This is a genomic window from Armatimonadota bacterium (assembly GCA_013314775.1).
Lineage (GTDB): Bacteria > Armatimonadota > Zipacnadia > Zipacnadales > JABUFB01 > JABUFB01.
Map to the genome: position 1 here is coordinate 45,813 of JABUFB010000018.1, position 21,252 is coordinate 67,064.

Annotated in this window: 16 protein-coding genes; 4 read left to right on the forward strand and 12 right to left on the reverse strand. The window is 64.5% G+C overall.

Annotated elements, in window-relative coordinates:
* Positions 1 to 28 precede the first annotated feature (28 nt).
* Together HPY44_20355 and HPY44_20360 are read right to left on the reverse strand one after the other, a co-directional pair.
* Positions 29 to 988 (reverse strand): zinc-binding dehydrogenase, encoded by a 960-nt coding sequence (locus HPY44_20355; GenBank protein ID NSW58367.1) that lies wholly within the window; start codon positions 986 to 988, stop codon positions 29 to 31.
* Between the two features lie 30 nt (positions 989 to 1,018).
* The gene (locus HPY44_20360; protein ID NSW58368.1) at positions 1,019 to 3,520 is read right to left on the reverse strand and encodes a DUF4838 domain-containing protein; all 2,502 of its coding nucleotides are present in this window, start codon (positions 3,518 to 3,520) and stop codon (positions 1,019 to 1,021) included.
* A 210-nt stretch (positions 3,521 to 3,730) separates the two neighbouring features.
* Between HPY44_20360 and HPY44_20365 the strand changes: the two genes are divergently transcribed.
* Entirely contained in the window at positions 3,731 to 4,615 is an 885-nt protein-coding gene (locus tag HPY44_20365; protein ID NSW58369.1) for a sugar phosphate isomerase/epimerase, read from the forward strand.
* Positions 4,616 to 4,736: 121 nt separating this feature from the next.
* Here the strand turns inward: HPY44_20365 and HPY44_20370 are convergent, their stop codons facing one another.
* On the reverse strand, positions 4,737 to 5,486 hold the full coding sequence (locus HPY44_20370) for a class I SAM-dependent methyltransferase (protein ID NSW58370.1): 750 nt from the start codon (positions 5,484 to 5,486) through the stop codon (positions 4,737 to 4,739).
* A gap of 148 nt (positions 5,487 to 5,634) precedes the next feature.
* On the opposite strand from HPY44_20370, the gene HPY44_20375 reads away from it, so the two are divergent.
* Entirely contained in the window at positions 5,635 to 5,916 is a 282-nt protein-coding gene (locus HPY44_20375) for a type II toxin-antitoxin system RelE/ParE family toxin (protein NSW58371.1), read from the forward strand.
* Positions 5,843 to 6,232, forward strand: a complete 390-nt coding sequence (locus tag HPY44_20380) for a HigA family addiction module antidote protein (GenBank protein NSW58372.1) — start codon at positions 5,843 to 5,845, stop codon at positions 6,230 to 6,232. Before HPY44_20375 ends, HPY44_20380 begins: the two co-directional genes overlap by 74 nt.
* A gap of 76 nt (positions 6,233 to 6,308) precedes the next feature.
* Here HPY44_20380 and HPY44_20385 read toward each other — a convergent pair whose 3' ends face one another.
* Positions 6,309 to 7,748, reverse strand: a complete 1,440-nt coding sequence (locus tag HPY44_20385) for a hypothetical protein (protein ID NSW58373.1) — start codon at positions 7,746 to 7,748, stop codon at positions 6,309 to 6,311.
* Between the two features lie 31 nt (positions 7,749 to 7,779).
* Complete coding sequence (locus HPY44_20390) at positions 7,780 to 8,859, reverse strand: Gfo/Idh/MocA family oxidoreductase (protein NSW58374.1); 1,080 nt, start codon at positions 8,857 to 8,859, stop codon at positions 7,780 to 7,782.
* Between the two features lie 93 nt (positions 8,860 to 8,952).
* Between HPY44_20390 and HPY44_20395 the strand changes: the two genes are divergently transcribed.
* The gene (locus HPY44_20395) at positions 8,953 to 9,894 is read left to right on the forward strand and encodes a hypothetical protein (GenBank protein NSW58375.1); all 942 of its coding nucleotides are present in this window, start codon (positions 8,953 to 8,955) and stop codon (positions 9,892 to 9,894) included.
* 9 nt (positions 9,895 to 9,903) lie between these two features.
* Here the strand turns inward: HPY44_20395 and HPY44_20400 are convergent, their stop codons facing one another.
* The 7 genes from HPY44_20400 to HPY44_20430 all read right to left on the reverse strand — a co-directional run bounded on the left by HPY44_20400 (position 9,904) and on the right by HPY44_20430 (position 21,248).
* The gene (locus HPY44_20400) at positions 9,904 to 12,045 is read right to left on the reverse strand and encodes a heparinase II/III family protein (protein ID NSW58376.1); all 2,142 of its coding nucleotides are present in this window, start codon (positions 12,043 to 12,045) and stop codon (positions 9,904 to 9,906) included.
* A 111-nt stretch (positions 12,046 to 12,156) separates the two neighbouring features.
* Positions 12,157 to 13,422 (reverse strand): glutamine-hydrolyzing carbamoyl-phosphate synthase small subunit, encoded by a 1,266-nt coding sequence (gene carA, locus HPY44_20405; protein ID NSW58377.1) that lies wholly within the window; start codon positions 13,420 to 13,422, stop codon positions 12,157 to 12,159.
* 58 nt (positions 13,423 to 13,480) lie between these two features.
* Entirely contained in the window at positions 13,481 to 14,821 is a 1,341-nt protein-coding gene (locus tag HPY44_20410) for a dihydroorotase (GenBank protein NSW58378.1), read from the reverse strand.
* A gap of 97 nt (positions 14,822 to 14,918) precedes the next feature.
* On the reverse strand, positions 14,919 to 16,235 hold the full coding sequence (locus HPY44_20415; GenBank protein ID NSW58379.1) for a hypothetical protein: 1,317 nt from the start codon (positions 16,233 to 16,235) through the stop codon (positions 14,919 to 14,921).
* Positions 16,236 to 16,335: 100 nt separating this feature from the next.
* Positions 16,336 to 17,460 carry a radical SAM family heme chaperone HemW gene (gene hemW, locus HPY44_20420; protein NSW58380.1) on the reverse strand — a complete coding sequence of 375 codons (1,125 nt, stop codon included), beginning with the start codon at positions 17,458 to 17,460 and terminating at the stop codon, positions 16,336 to 16,338.
* On the reverse strand, positions 17,461 to 19,236 hold the full coding sequence (locus HPY44_20425; protein NSW58381.1) for a DUF1957 domain-containing protein: 1,776 nt from the start codon (positions 19,234 to 19,236) through the stop codon (positions 17,461 to 17,463). It abuts the gene before it with no gap.
* Between the two features lie 35 nt (positions 19,237 to 19,271).
* Positions 19,272 to 21,248, reverse strand: a complete 1,977-nt coding sequence (locus HPY44_20430) for a hypothetical protein (GenBank protein NSW58382.1) — start codon at positions 21,246 to 21,248, stop codon at positions 19,272 to 19,274.
* Positions 21,249 to 21,252 lie beyond the last annotated feature (4 nt).

Genomic DNA, 21,252 nt, shown 5'->3' on the forward strand with positions numbered 1-21,252 from the left:
GTTCCTCCGTGCAATAGCTCAGCGTCTCTTAGCGCCAGTCAAAGATGACGCCGTACAGGGCCCTCGGCTCGTCGCGCATGGTGGCATATATCTCCGGGGCCTGGTCGATGCTGACTCGGTGGGAGACGACCGGTGGGACTTGCACCGCGCCGGTGCGGACCAGATGCAGCAGGCAGTCAATCTCCGACGCGCTGAAATGGCAGGAGACTTCGATAGAGGCCTCAGTGGTGTGCAGCATCGACCACGGGAAGAGAGTCTCCCCCCGCACGGAAATGGACGCGATCGCGCCGCCGTGGCCGAGCAGGCCATGTTCGTGGACATCGAAGAAGAAGCGCTCATATCCCGCGCCGTCGAAGATCACGTCATAGTGGCGGCCAGACTCAACCTGCTCCCAGGCGTCAGCCGCGCGCATATCCACGACGCGGTGGGCTCCGGTGACTCTGGCCGCGTCCAGACGCCGGTCCACGATGTCCGCCGCAGTCACATGCGCGCCCACCGCCCTCGCGCACTGGGCGGCGAAGATCCCGATGGGCCCGAGACCGATCACCAGCACCTTCTGCCCGGCGCTGACGCGGGTGCGGCGGATGGCGCGCATGGCCACCCCGGCGACCCCGAGCAGGGCGCAATCGCCAGGGTCGACATCCCCCGGCAGCTTCACCAGCAGGGGCGGCATGACCACGGCGTCCCGTATATGCCAGCCTACGTGGCCCACATAGTCGCCGAGGAAGACGAGATCGCCCTCCGCCAGCGTTTCGACGTCCTCACCGGCGCCGGCGACCCGGCACACATGCTGATAGCCGTGACGGCTCGGGTACTGTCCGCCTCCGTAGCCGTAGTCGCACATGAGTGCGTGGCGTTCGGTGCCATTGGTGATCCCCGAAAACAACGTCTCCAGCAGTACCTGTGTTGGGCCGGGCTGGGGTGCCGGGCCGATGTCGGCAAAACCCATCTCGCCACGGGCGACGAACTCGACGGCTGTGTTGCGCATGGCGAATCGCTCCTCCAGCGGCAGAGCCGCCTATTCGACGGCCTCAATCTCGTACGCCTGCAGCGCGTCAAAGAACACCCGGTGGCCCTCCTTCGGCTGATAGAGGGCATCCACGCGCACCAGCAGGGTGGACGTTCCCTCGGGCGCCTCGAGGGTCTCGAGGGTGAACGCGCGCCAGTCGCTGGTGCACTTGAACCGGTTGCTGCGAAGGGTGTCGGCCAGTGTGCGGCCCCCGGCATCGCGGAACTGGGTGAGCATCTGGCAGACCGTGGACACACCGGGCTCGCCTTCCCACCGGGCGCGCAACACGAACAGGTAGCGCTTCCCGGGCTTCGCCGGCACGTCCGTCCGGAATACGCCGCCGTAGCCGTCCGCAGTTCCGGTAACCTCCACCGCATTTGCGCCCTCGTAAGGCTGTTCAGTGGTGACACCGCACTTGCCGGTGCCGAAGTGCATCCCGGCCCACCAGCCATCCAGCGGCTTCTCGGCCTCGAAGCCCGGGTTCGGCACGAGGTTTCGGGCAGTGCCGTCGCCGATCGCAAGGAGGGTGGCTGCAAGCGGCGCCATCTCGGTGCCCGGCGTCTGTCTCAGGTCCCGAAACTTCGCGGCAAGAGTGTCGTCGAGGGTGTCGAGATAGGTCTCGGCAGCGTCCAGATACGGTGCGCGTTCGGCGGTGCCGTAGGGATATGAGCTGTTCCAGGTGAATACCAGCACCGGGTCCCTCATGAGTTCCTGGTACAGCGACCACAGGGGCTGGGCGAGGTTCGCGGCCCCGCCCGAGAGCAATGCCAGCGCCTGCTCAACCGACAGGCGGCCCTCCGACTTCCCCCGGGCCACGTATGTCGCGATGACCCCGCGGTAATATTGCCAGGACCGCGCCATCACCTCCACGCGTGCCCTGGTCTCGGGGGTGTCCGCGAGGCGCTGTGCGTCGGCGATCCAGGCGTCGGCCTTCTCGATGTCGCTGAGGTCCAGGCGCTCCAGCCAGCCCGGATTGCCCATGAGGTACTGCTCGTTCCTGCAGCGCCGGAAGTAGTCGCTCTCGGGCACGCGGCGGATCCAGTAGTCTTCCCAATGGTCGAAGTAGGCCTTCATCGGCGCAGCGGCCCTGCCGAATGCCAGGCGGTACCACTCCTCGAGAAGCGCGTCCACGTCGCGGTCCGGGTCCCACCAGATCTTGGCCATCACGTAGTACTTCGGGGCCTCGCCGAAGAACGGGTAGGTCTCGGCGTACCACGCCCGGACCTGGTGATCCCGGGCCCAGCGGACGCAATCGGCCCAGTGGTGGAGGTAGATGCGCGGCGGCACGTGATGGTCGCCGTAGGTGTAGTCATAGCGGCCCAGGAAGGTGCATTTCGCGGCCCAGGCCTGCACGAGAGCTTCATGATCCCGGCGGCGCTCAGGGTCGAGAAGTTGCATGGAGTCGTATGTGAGAAAGGGGATCACCCGCGGGTGCACATCCACCTTCACCGGCGGCTTGCCCACGTGGCTGTAGGCGAGACACCCGAACCAGGCGTCAGGGTGCTTCTCGAGGACCTTATCCACCACTGCATTGACCCACTTGAAATAGACGTCGGAGTAGCACGCCATGCCGAGGAATTCCTCGCCCTGAATGTACTCCTCGCGGCAGTTCTCGCACTGGCAATACAGGTTGCTGTCGTTCACTCCGAAGGAGTAGCTACGGATGCGAGGATTCCTGTCCAGCGCCTCAGTGATAATTCTCGCTGCTTCGTCCACCAGGCCCGGCGCGGTGAAACATGGTTGCCAGGAGTAGTCATTGTCGCTCGGCAGGTAGCGCTGCGTCGCCCCGGCCTTGGGGATCGGGAAGAACTCCGGGTGGGTCTTCGCGTATTTCGCGGGTGGAAACATGTCCACGAGACTGTGGTGGAAGTTGAGTCGCGTCCAGAACCGCATGCGCCGCGCCCAGGTCTGGTGGGTGGGCATTGAGGCAAGCAGGGGCACCTGCATGAAAGCCGGTTCGTCGCGCAGATACACATTGGCGGGCACCACGAGAGTCTCTGTCCGCGGGACGTGTTCGCCGATCTCGGTGGGGAAAAGCCAGCGCACCCCGACGAAACGCTCCAGGAACTCGTAGGTGCCGAACTCCGTGCCTTCGGATGTGGGGCCCGCGATGACGAGATGCCGACCGTCCACCGCTCGGATGATGTAGCCTGAGGGATCGAGACGGTCCAGGTCGGCCCCGATCTGCCGGTCCACGTATTCCCCGCGGCCGATGAACACCAGGGTGCCGTCGGGGATCTCACCGGCGGCGAGGTCCACTACCGGCAGTTCCGCGCCCGTGCTCTTGCGGACGTACTCCACCACCGTCGCGACGATATTGGCGATGGTACGCTCCTCGGTGGCCCACCGGTTGGTGATGTCCTGCTTCAGCGGGTAGCGCCGCGAGTCGATGACAAGAGTAGCCTGAGGCTCGCCCTCTCGCACCAGTGCGAAGTCATCCGCAAGCGCCGCGAAAGGGGCAAGCGCAGAGAGCAAAATGAGGCTGGACAGGCTGGTCAGGCGGAAGTACATCGCAGTCACCCGGCCCGGGATGCGGGCGTTGTGTGCCGAGACGCACCCCAACTGGTGCTGCCGCAGGTATGCCAGGCCCGCGCATGGAATACTGGCGGACACAGACCGGCCGCGACCGGTGACCTTTTCCGCATACCGGCGACGGTGACCTCTCCCGGCCAAAGGCCGTCATACGGTAGACGTCGCCAAAGTGCAGGAGGATACCCGAACATGAAACCCGTGCTCTTTTCCGTCAGTTACGCCGGGCTTTGGGGTCAGGCGTCTCTCGGGCTGGCGGATTTCGTGACCCACGCCGCCGAACTGGGCTACCCGGCGGTGGAGCTGATGGGCAAGCGCCCGCACCTGAGCGTGCTGGACTATGATGCCGAATCCGCCGGAGCACTCGCGGATCATTGCCGGCAGGCGGGGGTGGAGGTGGCCTGTATCGCGGGGTACACCAACTTCGCCGGTGGGGCGGAGAGTTCCGAGGTGCCCTTCGTGGAAATGCAGGTGAACTACGTGCGGGACCTGGCGCAATTGGCCCGGGCGCTGGACTGCGGCCTGGTGCGGGTGTTCACCTCATACGAGCGCGACGACCTGCCCGTGGCGGCGAACTGGGTGCGCACGGTGGCCGCGATCCGCGAGTGCTGCGATGTTGTCGCAGACTATGGCGTGACCATCGGCATCCAGAACCACCATGACATCGCGGTGCACAGCAAGGCGCTGGTGGAACTGCTGCGCGACGTTGATCGGGCCAACTGTCGGCTCATGTTCGACGCGTGGTCGCCGTGCCTGCGGGGCGAGCCCGCGTACGAGACCGCGCGGGTCTTGGCCCCGCACACGGTTCACACGACCTTCGCCGATTATGTGCGGCTGCCCCGGTTCCAGTATGACCCGGCGCTCATCAACTACCAGTCGGCGGGCCCGGACCTTGTGCGCGCCGTGCCCATGGGCGACGGTGACCTCGCCAACGCCGACTTCCTGCGGGGCTTGCGGGACGGCGGCTTCGACGGAACGGTGGCCTACGAGATGTGTTCGCCCTTGCGCGGTGGTGGCGAGATGGCGAACCTCGACCACTGCGCCCGGCGTTTCCTGGAGTGGTTCGCGATGCAGTAGGTCCGGCGCATGCGCACCACCTCCACCCACGGGGGAGCGTCCCCGACCGCCTGCGCATCGGGCATAGCCGGCTAGACCACTACGGCCACAATTGCCTGTGGGCCCGACGGATGTCCGCAACTCACCGGGCGATCACCAGCAGCTCCATGTCATCGAAGCCCGGCGCACGCTCGCGGCTGAAACGCCCCAGCTCGCAGGCGTAGATGCCGATTTCGGTCATCCCCAGCGTTTCCAGCAGCCACCGGATTTCGGACGGAGCGTAGTAGCGCTCATTGCAGTGGATAGCATGGGTGACCCCGTCATCGTCGGCGAACTCGAAATCGGAGCAGGCGCGGAAGGTTTCCAGGTCCAGCGAGGTGGGGCCGGGCCCTTCCACGGTCTGTCCATCCGTCTGCCGGATCGTCCGCGCCAGCGCATACAGTGCATTCAGGGCGGTCATCACCAGCTTCCCGCCGGGCCTCAGCGCTCGGCAGGCGCCTTGCAGGATCCGGAAGTTCATGGCGTCGGTTTCCATGAGCGAGAAGCCGCCCTCGCAGATCATGATCGCCAGATCGAAGGCGGCCATGAAGTCGAGTTCCCGCGCGTCGCACTGGCGGAAGTCCACGGACACCCCTGCCTGGGAAGCTTTCTCGCGGGCGCGCGCCAGTTGCCCTTCGGAAAGGTCCACTCCAGTCACCTGATAGCCGCGTTTCGCCAGTTCAATGGCATGGCGTCCTGTACCGCAGCCGATGTCGAGGATGGTCTTCGCGCGGTCGTGCTCCAGTTCCTGTTCGATGAAGTCTACCTCGCCCAGGGTGCCCTGGGTGTAGCACTCTTCATCATACTGTCGGGCGTAATTCGCAAATAGCGTCTGGTACCACTGCTGCTTCATTGTCGTCTCCTGATCCAGCTTCAGCCTGGTGAACACTCCTCAGTATAGCGCGAAGGCGGCGGGGTGGTAAGGGGAGGGGGAAAGCCGGATCGGCGATGCGGATGATAACGCTTGACGTTATTAACGCATCGCGTTATCATCCATACACATGATCCGCAGCTTTCGGGACCGGGAGACCGAGCGGCTCTTCAAGCGCGAACGGCCGCGTCGCATTCCGGCAGCGATCCATCGACCCGCGCTGCGCAAGCTCGCGATCCTGCACGCGGCGACGGATCTGGCAGACCTGCGGGTGCCCCCCGGCAACAGGCTGGAGCGGCTCATCGGTGACCGCGACGGACAGTGGAGCATACGCATCAATGAACAGTGGCGGATCTGTTTCGCCTGGAGGGACGGTGACGCATACGATGTCGAGATCACGGACTACCATTGAGACGCAGAGGGGAGCGCCGGCCAAGCCGCCGCCTGTACATCCGGGCGAGGTCCTCCTGGAGGAGTTCCTGCTGCCCCTTGGCATCAGCCAATACCGCCTGGCGAAGGACACGGGGGTCCCGCCGCGCCGCATCAACGAAATCGTCCACGGCAAGCGGGCGATCACCGCGGACACAGCCCTGCGCCTGTCGCGGTACTTCGGCACGAGTGAACCCTTCTGGCTCAACCTGCAGGCGCATTACGACCTGGAGATCGCGAAAGACCGCCTGGGCAAGACGCTGGAGGAGGACGTTGTGGTGTTCAAAGGGAGCCACTGACTCCAGCGGCGTTCCTGCCTCCCCCGCAAATCCTGCGAGAGAGCGAAGTAACGCCGGGCCCCACGGCGGATGGCGCTCAGGTCAACGGGACGCCCTCGATGGCCTCGTCGTCGAGGTTCTTGAGTACCTCCTTGAGTGACTTCTCCTGCGTGCGCGCCAGCAGCTTGACGAGCACGTCAGTGCAGATGCCCTGGACCTCGGTGACGAGAGCCTCGCCGTCCCTCTGTCCCTGCGACTTGTCCCTTTTGTTGATGGCGGTGGCGAGATCCGGTTGGGTGCCGTGCACCACATCGCTCCGGTAGTCGTAGAGCTTCCGGAGTGTCTCGAAAACACTAGCTCTGCTGAGCAGGCGCGCGGCTCGGAGGCCGAGGCGGAAACTCAGCTCACCCTTACCATCGATCAGCGCGCTCTCAAGCAGGATGGCCATGTCAATGAGCTTGTCCTCCAAGTAGCGCCTGTCGTCCAGCCCATTGTACCTCCGCAGAGCAATGGCCAGCTTCCCGTCCTCGTTGGCCTTGAGTTGCTGCCACAGGCCCAGCAGATCGGGCAACAGGTCTTTAGTGAGGCGGAATGTCGTCTCTTTGCCTGAATCCTCCTTGTTGAACCTCGGCTTTCCAAGGGCATTCAGTGACACAGGACGCGTCCACGAGTTCTGGTCTAGGCAGGTCCGGACGTTCTCAAATCGCGAACGCACTTCGAGCCAGTGGAGCCACTTCGGGACGCCAGGCTGCCTCAGCAGTCTACAGGCGGTGATGAACCGCTCGATGTTGCTGAGAACAACCTGTCCGTGCAATCCGCCGTCCCAATCGTAGGGCGTCTGGATTCGTAGCACGCAGCCGGACCCGAAGTAGTAGTTCAGATCATTGCAGAAGGCGTTCAGGTCGTTCCAAAGGGATGGTTCCCACGAGGCCACTTCATCGGAGGTCAGCCGACCAAGCGAGGTCCGTTCATCGAGCGCTGTCTCGTCAACCTCGCACTCGAGACAACGCAGAGGGACCACGATTCGCCGCAGGTACCCCCCGTCACCAAGGAATGCCTCGTACTCTTGGTAGAGGTTCTCGAAGACGTCCTCGTCGAAGTGCCACTCATCCAGGCTCCTTGCGTACTCGTGGATGAACGAGTCCACCCCCCACCGGGTAAAACGCCAGTAGTCGACGTGCTCTTGCGGGGCCGTCGACTCGTGCTCGCGGGAATGTCTGAGGTCCTTTTCCTCCCAGACCTGCTCTTCCCATCGGCCCAGAATGTCTCCGATTCCGTGCTCTGCGCAGACCGCGCAGATCGTGGTGTAGAGCTCCTGGGGGACGTTGAGTTCCCCGCTGGCGCTGCGCCTGGCGAAGGGGATCCGTACAGGTACCCTACCCGGAGTCCACCGCCCGTCAGGGTCAAGCACAGGTCCGTCGGTCTCGCACTGGATGCAGGTGGATATGGTCTCAAAGAAACTATGCGCCGTGAGGGCCTCGACGGCCTTGCGCAATGCGACCTTGAGATCCGCCTTCACCTGCTGGCGGTCGTCCATGGCTATCGCCTCCCTATCGGGCTGGTCACCCTTACCTCCCCCACACCTCATGCGGGGTCTTGTCACGCGGCGCGTTGTACGGCCACGTCACCTTCCGACCCGTGCCGGCGCTTTCGTACGCCGCCAGGATGATCTCCAGCACTGCCCGGCCGTCCTCGCCCGTCTCCAGTGGCTCCGTGTCGTTCAGCACGCAGTCCACGAAATGCGCAAGCTCCTGCGGGAAGCCGTAATTCCATGCTTCCTCGTACATGGTGAAGCTCCAGCCCATCGTGCTCCCCGCTTTCTCCACAGCGTAGTCATAGCCCCGCTTGCTGTAGGTCTGGAAGGCGCTGCCGTGGAGCAGGTCGCATATAATCACGCCCTCGGAACCGTACAGTTCGATGCGGTCGTCCATGCCCCCGGGTTTCGCCCAGGACTCCTCGGCGACCCCGCGCGCGCCGCCCTCGAACTCCACCACGATCAGCGAGTCATCGTCGCCCTTCGTCCTGTCGCCATGGACGAAAGTGCCCATGTCCGCCCAGACGCTCTTCACTTGCGGCTTGCCCAACATCCAGCGGAAGTACTCGAAGGCGTGGCAGCCCATGTCGAGAGTGACGCCGCCGCCGGAGCGCTCCACATCCCAGAACCACGGCATGTGCGGGCCGTCGTGCTTTTCGCACTGCTTGATACGGAAAAGTTTCCCCAGGGCGCCGGAGTCGCAGAGCTGCTTTGCGCGGACGTACTTGGGGGTGAAACAGAGCTCCTCGGCGTACATGAGCTTGACGCCCTGCTCGCGGCAGGTGTCGATCATCCGGTCGGCTTCGGCGAGAGTGGGACAGAGAGGCTTCTCGCAGATGACGTGCTTCTTCGCGAGTGCGGCGTCGCAGCAGACCCGGCAGTGCAGGTCATTGGGCAGGCACATGAGCACCACGTCGACCTCGGGCAGATCGAGCACGGCGCGGTAGTCGGTGAAGTGCTTGCCGATGGCGTGCTTCGCGGCAAAGGCCTCGACATGTTCCGGTGTGGGTGAAGCGACCGCGACCGCCCGGGCATTGTGCATCTTCTTGATCGATTCCACGTGGATCTCCGCGACAAACCCGGAGCCGATGATGCCGATACCGACCTGGTCCATAGTGGCACCTCCAGAATGCGCCGGGCGCAAGGCCCGGAAAGCTTCAACTCACTTCGCGCTGCCCCGGGCGCTTCCCTGCAAGGAGGTTCGGCGGTGCGGGGGACGGAAACCCCGGGCAGTCGCGAGATTTCGCACGAAGTGGGGAGTATGGACATGCCCTTTGGGTTCGACGGTCTGAAAAACCCGGTGTTTGCAGTGCCCGGCGTGAGTGTCCGCGACCCCGCGGCAATTTGGCATGAGGGCGTCTGCTATCTGTATTACACCCGGCACATCGGCGACTGGGGCGGCAATGCGTCGTGGGACATTGGGCTGGTCACCACCACGGACTTCCGGGAGTTCAGCGCAGAGCGGATCATCACACCGAAGGGGTATGCCTCGCCGGGCAATGTGATCCGGTTCCAGGACCGCTGGGTTCTAGTGGTGCAGTCGTACCCGTGGCCCAGCGAGATCGCGCTGATGGAATCCAGAGACCTGCTGAACTGGAGCGCGCCGAGGCACATCATTCCCGCGGATACGGGGCCAGGCTGGGGAGCGGAGCACGGACCGATCGACGGCTGGCTGTTCTTTCACGACGGCCTGTGGTACTGCCCGTGGGTGAACTTCCTGAAGGGGACCGACCACCGCGCTTTCGGGGCTCATGCATCGTGCGATCTGGAGCGGTGGGAGAATCTCACACCCGAAAAACCTTTCATCGACGGCAGCGCGTACAACCACAACGGGGGCATCGAGAATTGCGCGGTGGTCAATGACGGGCATCAGTGGCACTTCTTCGTGAGCGTCGGCATGGCGCCACAGAAGCTCGCCCGCGTGGTTGCCCCTGAGCCCTTCCTGTGGCCCGCGGTGACGCCCGAGGATGAACTTCGCCTGCCGCCGGCTCAGTGGTGCTCGTACAACCAGTCGGCACTGTTCGTGGACGACTGGCGGGAGATCTGCGGCAAGTGGGCCATGATCTTCCACGGTCTGGACAGACCTGACGGTCTGGCGACATTCGGGCTGGCATTCTCGGACGATCTGCGTGAGTGGGAGATGCTCTGAGCGAGAGTGTCAGGCGTTGGGGCCGGCGGCGACCCTGCCGGTCTTGTGGTCCGGCGCGCGCCAGACCACGGCCTGCGGCGTGTCGCTGGACCAGACCGGGCGATCGCCGACCCAGATGTGTTTCGCGCCCAGCGCGAGGACATACTTTGGTCTGCCGGAAGAGTCGGAAGCCCACTGAAGCCCGACACCATCTGTCGCGACGGGGCCGCTTCCCAGCCGGGCTGACCCGCTGGTTCGGAACAGGACGCGCGTGCGGCCGTCGATGATCGCGCCCAGCCATCCCCGGCCGCAGCGCGTCTCCACCACCGGGAAACGGTCGCCACTGTCCCTGGGCGACAGGATCGAGAGGAAGCAGGCCCGCTGACTGTCGTGGACCGTCTTCGTGACCACGGTGTGGCTCAGCGGTTCTTGGTCCTCGCGGGTGAAATGTGTGTCGGTTTTCGCGGTGAGGGGAGAGCCACTCGAGCCCGTGGATGCAAGCACCAGTTGTAGCGAAGCCCCCGGGCGATGTACCACTGCCCGGTCTTCCTGCAGGTCTAAAAGTCCGCCGGTATCTCCGCCGGCGTTCAGGTGCATAAGCCAGGAAAAGTCATGCTCGCCTTCGGCAGCCACCGCGCGGTCGAACACCACTGCATCCTCGCCTGCGACGAAGGTCAGGGCCCGCTCGAACTGGGTGTCGTGATGGGAACAGGCGACCCTTACAGCGCTCACGTTGCGGTCGAACAGAGCGTCTCTCGTCTCGACATCGACGCCGATGGACAGCACGGCGCCGAGAGCGGTCTTGATGGGTGGCCCCTGTCCGTCCACGAGCACCAGATTGTGGCTCTCGCCCTTGCGGGTCACGTGTCTTCGCTGCCATCCCCCGTAACCCGTGTCCATTACCAGCGTTTCGTCTCCCTTGCAGAGCGTGAGGCTTGTGCCATCGGGTTGCTCGAAAACGCCCCCTGCAAGACGGGCCTTGGAGCGCTCGCCCCTGAGACTCAGGTAAACCGCTGACGAGTCCCAGCCGCTGCGGATGAACACATCCCCGCAGGCTTCCAGCAATCCGCTTGGGTGCCAGGACGGCGGCACGGCCGGCCTGGTGATGTCATACCACGACAGAGCCTCGGGGAGTTGGTCATTGGGCACCGCACGGGCGAACCCGGGGCCCTGCGCATCCCAGCGGTACAGGCCGGAATCCGCCGTTGCCGCGGTCATCGCGTAACTGATGGAGGGGGTAACGGTGGAGCTGTCCAGATTCGGCCTCAGGCCGTTGGGCATGCGGATCCGCACGCTCCACTCGCACGCAAGCAGTCCCTGGTCATCCAGGATGGTCTCCCCCGTGGCGATGCGGTCAGCAATCAGGAACGCGAGATAGAGCTTGGCCGCTTCGAAGTGTCGGCCGGGGCCCTCCGCATAGGAGCCGTCGCGGCAGACCTGTCGCTGCAGGGCCTTGGGGATCTCGCTGCGCGCCCTGCGGTACCAGGCTGCTGGGCCGGGATCATTGCCCGGAGGATCGAAGTCCCGGATGGCCAGGGCGCAGATCCCGAGCGCCGAGAACTGGCGGATCGCGCGGGTATCCCCGCCGGGGCTGGGCCAGACGTACTGTGAAGTGTACAGCTCGCGGCCCAGGTCGTACAGCAGGAGCCGGGTCTTGGTCTCCAGCATCTGATTCCCGCGCAAGTAGTTGGCCATGAGATCATACGCGACGGCGTATGACGCGGTAGCCTCCACGATCTCATCGAGCCCGCGCCACTTGCCCCCGCGGGAAGGCGGCCGGACCTTGGCCAGGAGTGCTTCGGCATTCTCCGCATAGCGCCGCTCGCGTGTGAGGGTGAACAGGAAGGCCAGGGCTTTCGCCCGATGGGCACGCTCGGTGTGTGTGAGCTGGCTCTCATCCGGCAGCGGGCTTGCGCACCAGGCCTCCAGGCGCTTGAGCCATTCGCGGTATGGACGCTCGCGAAGACGGTCGCGGATCGTGTCGAGTTGCTGGCGCTCGAAAAGCAGAGAGGGGTGCTTCTCAGGGGGCAGGCCGGCCTTGGTCACACCGATACCAAGGCCCATGACCATCATCCCGACACCGAAGACAAGCAGGCTCACGCCGAAAACGATGGTTCGCTTCCGGATGGCCGGTGGCTTTCGGTCTGCCCCCCTGGGATGATCCAGCGGCATGGTCTGTGCCCCGGACGAGGCCGACCTCCTGGCGAATGTGGTTCCAGGACTGTCGCTGCGGTCAGGCTGCATAGTGGGCGACGAAGTTGCGATTGTGAAACGGCAGCGGCATCAGGCTCCGCGGAACGCGAGCATGTCTCGCTTGAACTCGTCGAACAGGTACCGAGCATCGTGGGGGCCCGGACCGGCTTCGGGATGATATTGCACCGAGAAAACCGGCAAGTCCCTATGCCTCATCCCCTCGATGGTCTGGTCATTGAGGTTCACGTGGGTCTGCTCCATACCCGTGCCCTGCAGAGAGTCAAAGTCCACAGAGAACCCGTGGTTCTGGGTGGTGATTTCCACCTGCCCTGTGCGCAGGTTCTTGACGGGGTGGTTGACGCCGCGGTGGCCAAACTTCAGCTTGTAAGTGCGGCCGCCGAGAGCCAGCGCGATCAGCTGCTGGCCGAAGCAGATCCCGAAGATCGGGACTCTGCCGATGAGATTTGCGATGGTATCGATGGCATAAGTGACGGCGTCCGGGTCCCCCGGGCCATTGGAGATGACCACGCCGTCGGGCTCCAGTTCCATGATCTCGTCGGCCTGTGTCTGCGCCGGGACCACGATGACCTGGCAACCCATCTGGTGCACAAGGCGCAGGATATTCTGCTTCACACCCAGGTCCACGACGACGGCACGCAGCACCTGCTCCCGGGGCTTCCACATGCTTGGCATCCCGGTTGCCAAGCCCAGCGACAACTGCCTCGGATCATCGCCCGAAAAGTCCACGTAGCCCGACTCGCCCCACTCGCGGATGCGATCACAGGTGACGTCTTTCGCCAGATCGACAGCCACGATCGATGGGGAAGCCTTGGCCTTCTCCACCAGGCTCTCTGCATCGAGATCGGTGGTGGAGATCACACCCTTCTTCGCCCCGTATGTCCGCAGGTGGCGGGTGAGCATCCGGGTATCGATGCCCTCGATGCCGATGATCCCATTGGCGCCCAGATAGTCACTGAGCGTTCGCTTGCTCCGCCAGTTGCTGGGAACCTCACAAAGCTCGCGGACGATGAAACCCTCGACCCAGGGCCGCCAGGATTCCACGTCCTCGTCATTGATCCCGTAGTTGCCGATCTGGGTGTAGGTCATGCACGGGATCTGTCCCCGGTACGAGGGATCCGTGAGGACCTCCTGGTAACCGGTCATTCCCGTGTTGAAGACCACTTCTCCGAAGTTCTCGCCCTCTGCGCCGAATGACCAGCCTTCAAAGACCAGACCGTCCTCCAGCGCGAGCATGGCCTTGCTGCCCAAGTCGCTCTCCCCTTCTGTTCCCCAGCCACACCGTAATGCCCCAGACCTGAAGGAAAACTCAGGAAATCCCAAGCTTTCTCCTAACATCCCCTGCCACGGTACGGAAGGAATTATACTCGTGGCTGTTTGACGAAGCAAGGAGCTGTTAGTCCCCGGACGGCTCTGGACAGACCACGTACTCCCTCATTCGCCACCGTCCTCCCACGATCGTGCCCCAGGCTCTCCCCCGCAGCTGGGCCCCTGCGAAGGGCGTGTTGCGGCCCTTCGACTGGAACTGCGCCGGGTCAACAATCCAGCGATGCTCCGGGTCAATGAGAGTGATATCCGCGGGTGCGCCCGCGACCAGGAACCCCGGGCCCCGTGCGGCGCCTGGCCAGAGCACCCAGGCCGGGTTGCAGGTCATGAGCGCGAGGCACTCCGCCGGGGTCATCAGGCCGGTATGCACGAGCTCGCTGAAAGTCACTCCCAGCGACGTCTCCAGCCCCACCACGCCGAAGGGCGCGTCCACGAGTCCCGCCGCCTTCTCTTCAGGCGTATGTGGCGCGTGATCGGTGGCGATCACGCCGATCAGCCCGTCCAGCAGTGCAGCGCGTACCGCCAGTCGGTCCTCCTCGGCTCTCAGCGGCGGATTCATTTTGGCATTTGCCCCATGTGTGCGGACCGCGTCCTCGGTCAGCGCGAAGTAGTGGGGCGCGGTCTCCAGGGTCAGCGACGGCCATACTCTGGCCTGCCGAATCTGCCGGGCCGCCTCCAGAAGAACCCGTGAACTTGCGTGGGCCACGTGGAACCGCGGCCTGGTGCCCGGACAGCAGGCCTGGGCGGCGTGCTCCCAAGCCAGCAGGCTCTCGCTCTCCGAGCGGCTATCCTGCCCCGTTACCCCGAGCGCATTGCTTGCCGCGCCCAGGTTCATGACGCCGCCCCGGGTGAATCTGCGGTCCTCACAGTGGGCAATCAGAGTTGCATCTCCGGCGCCGGCCGCCCTGAGCGCCCTTTGCATGCCCTCCAGTTCCTGCACCGGAAATGCATCGTCCGTAAGAGCGACGCAACCCGCGTCCCGCATGCTCCGGGCGTCCACGAACTCCGCATTGAGGTTGTCCGTGCTAATCGCGCCGATGATCTCGACCCGGCAGAAAGCCTCCTCGCCAATGCGCGACGCAAGTTCCGCGACCCGTTCCGGACGGTCCACGGGCGGCAAGGTGTTGGGCATGCAGGCAACGGTGGTGAAGCCTCCGGCCACCGCCGCTCGGGTGCCGCTGGTGATGGTTTCTTTGTGCTCCTGGCCGGGCGTGCGCAGGTGGACGTGGATATCCACAAGGCCCGGTGCGATGAGCAGCCTCGGCACAGGCACCGTTTCCCAGTCTGCCGGCCACGGCTCAGGGCCGATGCTTGCCAGAATGCCGGCGTGCACCCAGACATCGGCCTGTTCCATCCGGCCGGATGCGGGGTCAACAACGGTGCCGCCTTTGAGCACGAATTCTCCGCTCATGCTTGTTGCTCGCGTTGGTCCTCCATTCGGACACGCAAAACAGGCCTCCCCCCGGGAGGCCTGTTGCGGTTGCGCTGAGTTCAGGTTCGGCCTCTCACTATCCGCCGGAGATCTGGACGCGCCCCACAAAATACGTGCCACCCGAATTGCCGGTGAACACGATGCCAAGGAGCTTCGCGCCTTCCGTGAGCCCCGGGCCTTTCATGTCTGAGAACTTGACTGTCGCCTCGCTCCAGCCGCCTTCTGTCTTCAGCGACTTGACGGCAAATGCGCCGGTGTCAACCTGGCCCTTATCGGTGATGAGGAGCATTCGCACGGAGGTGAGCTGCTTTGCGGGGCGCGATGGTCCGAAGCCGCCAAAGCCACCGGGCGTCCCCCCCATTCCCGGCATTCCACCGGGAGACATCCCCGGCATCATTCCAGGCATGCCACCCGGAGCCATACCGGGCATCATTCCCGGCTCGCCGGGCATACCCCCCGGCATTCCGGGTATCCCGGGCATTCCGCCGGGCATTCCAGGCATCCCACCCGGCATTCCAGGCATCCCAGGCATTCCACCGGGCATCTCACCGGGCATAGCCCCCGGCATTCCGGGCATTCCACCGGGCATCCCGGGAACCGTGGCAGCCGGAGCGGCTGCAGGCGGAGGTCCGCCGGGGCCGCCGATCTCGTGGGGCTGCGGACGGCGCGCGGGCGCCTGCCCGCCGCCTTCAGGCAGGCCAGGCAACTGGGCGAAGTACTCGGGAAGATTGTCGTCTGGAGCCGCGCCTACTCCCGGCATTCCCGGCATCCCACCGGGCATTCCCGGCATCCCGCCCGGCATTCCAGGCATCCCGCCCGGCATTCCAGGCATCCCGCCCGGCATTCCAGGCATCCCGCCCGGCATTCCAGGCATCCCAGGTGCCGGGCCTTCCATTCCGGGCATCCCAGGCATCCCACCGGGCATTCCCGGCATCCCAGGTGCCGGGCCTTCCATTCCGGGCATCCCAGGCATCCCAGGCATGCCGCCCATGCCCGGCATGTCCATGCCCGGCATCCCGCCGCCGCGCCGTCCCCGGCGACCCGTTCTGCCGGATCGCCCGCGACGGGTCTGCTGGAAAGAGGTCCTGCCAAGCTGGACATACGCCGTGATCTGGCTGGTCCGGGCATTTTTCACATACGGAGTGAGGTCCACGGGCTTTTCCAGCGTAAGCCGCCCGCCTTCCTGCAGGCCGTAAGTCTCGACCTGCAGCGTGTTCCCATTCTGATACTTGGGATTGTTGCCCAGGGTCAGTTTACCGTTGCCCCAGGGGGTCATCTGCGCCTCCGTGGCCTTGCCCTCGAAAACCACAACCGTCGCGGCTTGGGCCACGCCGGCCGCAAGGGCCAGGAACACGGTGAGTGTCATCGCGATGATCGCGCTCTTGGTCGCCATACTGCCTCTCACCCTCTTGCCGGTGTGAGCGAATCTGCATCCCGGCGAGATACCCTTCGACGGCCGTAAGGATCATTCCTTCCGGTCGCGGGGCTGAGCCTCATTGCAGGAACTCGACAGCAACGGCGTTTTGAACGAGTAATCCTTTAGACGTTAAACGTAAGACCCCGTGTTCGTCAACCAGAAGTCTTTCTTTGACGAGCCGATCAATGACGTCCGCGTACCGTTGACGCGGGTCGATGCCATATCTGCAAGCCAGTTCGGGGGGCCTGATGCCCTCCGTCAGCCGCAGGCCCAGCATCATCGCCTCGCCCAACGCCTCCTCGGGGCCAAGCCTCTCCGCCTCGCGCACAAGTTCCTCGCCAGCCAGAGCCAGCCGTGTGTACTCGCGCGAATCAGCCACGTTCCGGCTGCGCACACCGGCCCGATAGCTCCATGCGCCGGCGCCGATGCCAATGTACTCGCCGTTGTGCCAGTAGTTGAGATTGTGCCGGGATTCGCGCCCTGGCCGCGCGTAGTTGGAAATCTCGTAGCGGCGGTATCCTGCACGCCTGAGCCGGCGCACCGTCCAATCCAGCCAGTGCGCGCTGCCGGAGCCGCGGGGCCGGGGGAGTTCGCCACGCTCCACTTTCTCCCTCAGGGGGGTGCCCTCCTCGAGAGACAACCCGTAGGCGGAAATGTGGTCGGGCTCCAGGGCAATGGCCCCCTCGAGGGTCTCCTGCCAGTGCTCCAGCTTTTGCCCCGGCAGTCCGCGGATGAGGTCGAGGGACAGGTTCTCGAAGCCGGCCGCACGCGCCGAAGCCACTGCCTGCTCGGCTTGGGCCGCATCATGCGCCCTGCCAAGGAGCGTCAGTTCCGGGTCGCGCAGCGACTGCACCCCGAGACTCAGCCGGTTGAAGCCCGCCTCGCGCAACGCCCTCAAGGACGCCTCGGTCACCGTTCCCGGGTTTGCTTCGAGGGTGATCTCCGCGCTGGGTCCGACCACGAAGCGGGCAGTGACGGCCTGCAGAACCCGGGCGAGGTCGCAAGGCGCGAAAACCGTTGGCGTTCCCCCTCCGAAGTACACGGTGGCTGCACCCAGGGGTGGTGTGCGCTCGATTTCGGCCACAAGCGCGTCCACGTAGGCGCTCTGCTCAGCAGGGGTGCCCGGGCGCGAGTTGAAATCGCAGTAAAGGCACTTACTGCGGCAGAATGCGAAGTGGACGTAGATGCCGGGGCCGCTCATTCAGACCGGTCCCGCAGCGGGCGCTCTCTCGGCCGCTCCCGGCAGCCACCAGTGCGGGTCGAGGTCGGGGAAGGGCCGGTCGCGGTCGCAGATTGCTGCGAACTGCTTTTCCTGCTCGGGGCTGAGAGACGCGCCGGCGGCCACTTCGCGGGCAAGACGCGCCACGAAACGATAGTCATCATAGTGGTGACGGACACGTGCGGATGCATAGTCGTGGGCCGACCAGGTGCTGATGAGGAACTGCCAGTCAGATGCCTGCAGCAGCAGCAGTTCGCGCCCGGCCTGCTGGACAAGCGCGCGCACCCTGGAATCCCTGTTGTCTGCGAGATAAGCCGCCAGCCCCTTGTAGTCCTTCTCCGCATCGTAGACAAGATGCCAGGTCCAGGCGGTCTCGGCGTTGAGCCAGACCGCATGTCCACCGCCCGCTCCCCACGAGCCTTCGGGAAGGGTAATTGCGCGGTCCGGCGAGTGGTTCGTGATGTACTCGGAGGCCTTCATCACCGCAATGTCCGGGTCCTGGTTCATCCACCGGAGTGTCTTGGTGAGCCATGCCGGGCCTTCGAACCACCAGTGGCCGAACAGTTCGGCGTCGAAGGGCGCGCAGACCACAGGCATGCCGCCCTCCCAGGGCGCCGACTGGAGCTTGCTTTTCACGAGCCAAAGGAAATGCCCCGCATGTTCGCGTACGCGTGCATCTGCCTGATGCGGTTCGTACGGTTGCTTGGTACCCAGGTCGTTGAGATCGTCGGTTACCCGCCAGTAGCGAAGCTGGTGGGGCATGTGTTTCTTGTGGAACTCGAGGTACCAGAAATCGCCAGGGTATCCCTGCCAGGCGCTCCAGACCTGCCGGCTGGTGTCCGGATCGCGCACGAGGATGGACACTGGAGAATGGTCTTCGAAACGGTCGCCAACGAAATACGGGCGGTATGGGGTCTTCGGGCCGTCGTAAGGCGATGCGTCGCGTAGATGCCGGATAGCCTCCCAGGGCTTGCCTGTGATATCGCCGCGACGGACCGCCACGGGCAGGGGCTGTCCGCCGCCGAGCATGTGGGTATCCACGATGAAATACGAGAACCCGCTGTTACCCACGAGCTCCTCTATCCCCGCGCGCTCCATCGGTAACTCCGGGTGTCCATCCTGAAGATACCCAAGTTCCGGCGGCGGCCCCCAAAGAGCGTGGGGGCGGTATGCGCATTCGGGCAGCCAGATCCCCCGCGGGCGCTCGCCGAAATGCCGCTGGTAGTTGGAGACGGCCTGCATAATCTGGGCCTGTATGCTCACATCCTCATGCAGGAGCGGGAAGTAGCCGTGGGTGGCGCCGCAGGTCATCAACTCAATCTGGCCGATCTGCTGCATACGGCGAAATGCCCCAACAAGGTCGCGATTGTAGCCCTCCACGAAGGCCCGCAGGATTGCCTCGTAACGGTTCCGCCAGGTTTCTCGCGCCAAGAACGCCAGATGTCCGTCCCCCCACTGATCCCGGAAAAGTGCCTCGTCCTCCTCGGCCCCCGCAATCTTCGCGCGCAGGTAGTCCACGAACCAGATCTTGAACCGCTCGTCGGAGAGCTGTTCCACGGTGATAGGACTGAGACTCACGGTTATGTTGGCCTTGATGCCCTCGTGCTCAAGCTCCTCGAGGCACCAAAGCAGTGGGATGTATGTCTCCGCCGCGGCCTCATACAGCATGACGCTTCCGTGCGGATCGGTGCTGTGCCCGAGCACGTACGGAATGTGGCCATGCAGGACCATCACGAATGCGCCAGCGGGATTACTCATTGGTGGATGCGCCGCCTCCCGTGCCGGTTGCTGCGTTAGTTCGTCTGCGTTTCACTGACAACCTGCCGGCGGGTTTCGGCCAGGAAACCGTCCAGCTCAGACAACACCAGCAGGCACTTGATCATCAGGCCCGATGCCCAGCCGTGGGGAGCAGCCCAGTACGGGTATTCGGGCCGCGTTCCGATGAGTTCAGGCAGCAGTCCAGTGGGAGTCGTGTGCGCCAGGCAGAAGTCGATGTAGCCCACCGCACGGTGACGGAGGGCTGTGGCATGGTCGGGGTCTTCCGCCGCCCACGCCAGGGCAACCTGAAGATTCACCAGTGCGAACCAAAGTGTGTTCACACAGCCTATGACGCCGCCGAGATACCCGTCTCCTTCATAGCGCCGGATCCCAACGCCGCCGCCCTCCATCTTGTAGGCCAGTCGCTCTTCAATGGTATTCAGGTTGGTCTCTATGAGTCTGCGCTCATCCGGGTCCCGGGGCGAGATCATGCCGAAGGGCTCGGACAAGCCAAGGGTTGACGAGTCCACCACCAGATCGGGGCTGTCATCGCCGAGAATCCCCCGGGCAAAGTAGTCCCCATTGTGCAGGCTCAGCGTGGCCCGCTTGATGCGGGCGCTCGTGCCGTCCCACTCATCGGCGATTTCGGTCTCGCCCATATGGCGTGCAACCTCGGCGGACGCCTTCAGGGCGGCGTGAATCGCCGCATTTGTGTAGGCAAAGGTTCCGCAGAACGTCTCCCACAGGTCGCAGGCGAAACTGTGCCAGCCGCGTTCATCCACCATTTCCGCCAGTGCTTGCGCGCCACGGCGAATGCTGGGCCAGCGGTTCTCAAGTGTGGCCGCGCCGCCGGGAGTTGACTGAACCTCACAAAGAGCAATGAGCGCCGCGGCGGTCTGATCTACCTGCAGAAAATCCTCACGAAGCGCCCAGGAAGAGGCGAGCTGGTTGTCGGCCCAGTAACGCTGGCCCCACTGGCCCGAGGGGAGCTGCGCGCGCATATACCAGTCGCACAGGCCGCACAGGCTTTCATTGTGTCCCGCGAGGCGCAGTGCCTCCGCTGCCTCGGTTGCGTCGCGCGGCCAGCAGTACCCATAACCGCCGCACAGTTCGTACGAAGGGTCGAACTCGGGCGCCGCGATGATCGCCGATGTGCGCAGGTCCTGCAACATGCGGATGGACAGCAGCGCGCGGTCGTACGCCTGCGCGAAGCGGGGCGCGACTATCGGACGCTTGCCGGATTCCAGCCACTGCCGATCCTCGTCCACCGTCTTCGCCAGAAGCGTCGCTGAGCCGGTTGCGGCAAGGTCCTTTACCCGATGTATGGCCTCGTGGCGGTCGTGGGCCCCGGTGATGATAATGTCGAACTCACTCACCTCGCCGGGCTCCAGCGCCACATGCCAGCCCAGGGCGAAGTCCACCTGGCCGATGTCCTCCGCCTGGCCGTTGAGATGCCCGTCGTACAGGTCACTCTTGGCGCTCCGGGGTCCTTCGTCAATGGACTTGCCGCAACGCCAGACATCGGGCCTGCGCCCACCCACAGCCAAAGCGATGTCCCGGAAATACTGGACCATCACGCCGTCGGGCGCGGAGTAGCTCACAGACTGCTTGCCCGTGACTTCGTGGATGCGCAGCTCGAAGTACTTGAGCAGCATGCCCCGAAAGCCCCTGTCTGCGGGGGCCGCGATGCGGACCCGGCGCACCAGCGCATGGGTATCCGGCGGGCAGAAGTCGGTAAACACGATGCGCAACTGTTCGCGCTCCAGACGCAGTTCGGTGTGCAGTACTCGCGCCTGGTCCTCGTACCACTGGTGCCGGCTGAACTGGGGGTCGAAGGTCCACAGGAATGTGCCGTGCCCCGGCTCGCCCACGTAGAGGGCGCTCAGCAGTTGGCGCACATTCTGCGCGAAATCAATGCGCGGATAAAAGAACGTCATTATCTCGCCCGCGGCGCCGAGGGTGGCCAGCACGCGGCCGTTGCCAACGGCGGCGGTGGGAAGAAATACGCCCATCTTG

What these genes read in the sequence shown, in the direction of transcription:
- HPY44_20380 (NSW58372.1), top strand. Translation starts at nt 5,843, where the DNA reads ATGAACAGTGGCGGATCTGTTTCGCCTGGAGGGACGGTGACGCATACG.
- HPY44_20375 (NSW58371.1), top strand. Translation starts at nt 5,635, where the DNA reads ATGATCCGCAGCTTTCGGGACCGGGAGACCGAGCGGCTCTTCAAGCGC.
- HPY44_20430 (NSW58382.1), bottom strand. Translation starts at nt 21,248, where the DNA reads ATGGGCGTATTTCTTCCCACCGCCGCCGTTGGCAACGGCCGCGTGCTG.
- HPY44_20400 (NSW58376.1), bottom strand. Translation starts at nt 12,045, where the DNA reads ATGCCGCTGGATCATCCCAGGGGGGCAGACCGAAAGCCACCGGCCATC.
- HPY44_20415 (NSW58379.1), bottom strand. Translation starts at nt 16,235, where the DNA reads ATGGCGACCAAGAGCGCGATCATCGCGATGACACTCACCGTGTTCCTG.
- hemW (NSW58380.1), bottom strand. Translation starts at nt 17,460, where the DNA reads ATGAGCGGCCCCGGCATCTACGTCCACTTCGCATTCTGCCGCAGTAAG.
- HPY44_20360 (NSW58368.1), bottom strand. Translation starts at nt 3,520, where the DNA reads ATGTACTTCCGCCTGACCAGCCTGTCCAGCCTCATTTTGCTCTCTGCG.
- HPY44_20385 (NSW58373.1), bottom strand. Translation starts at nt 7,748, where the DNA reads ATGGACGACCGCCAGCAGGTGAAGGCGGATCTCAAGGTCGCATTGCGC.
- HPY44_20390 (NSW58374.1), bottom strand. Translation starts at nt 8,859, where the DNA reads ATGGACCAGGTCGGTATCGGCATCATCGGCTCCGGGTTTGTCGCGGAG.
- HPY44_20365 (NSW58369.1), top strand. Translation starts at nt 3,731, where the DNA reads ATGAAACCCGTGCTCTTTTCCGTCAGTTACGCCGGGCTTTGGGGTCAG.
- carA (NSW58377.1), bottom strand. Translation starts at nt 13,422, where the DNA reads ATGTTAGGAGAAAGCTTGGGATTTCCTGAGTTTTCCTTCAGGTCTGGG.
- HPY44_20425 (NSW58381.1), bottom strand. Translation starts at nt 19,236, where the DNA reads ATGAGTAATCCCGCTGGCGCATTCGTGATGGTCCTGCATGGCCACATT.
- HPY44_20410 (NSW58378.1), bottom strand. Translation starts at nt 14,821, where the DNA reads ATGAGCGGAGAATTCGTGCTCAAAGGCGGCACCGTTGTTGACCCCGCA.
- HPY44_20370 (NSW58370.1), bottom strand. Translation starts at nt 5,486, where the DNA reads ATGAAGCAGCAGTGGTACCAGACGCTATTTGCGAATTACGCCCGACAG.
- HPY44_20355 (NSW58367.1), bottom strand. Translation starts at nt 988, where the DNA reads ATGCGCAACACAGCCGTCGAGTTCGTCGCCCGTGGCGAGATGGGTTTT.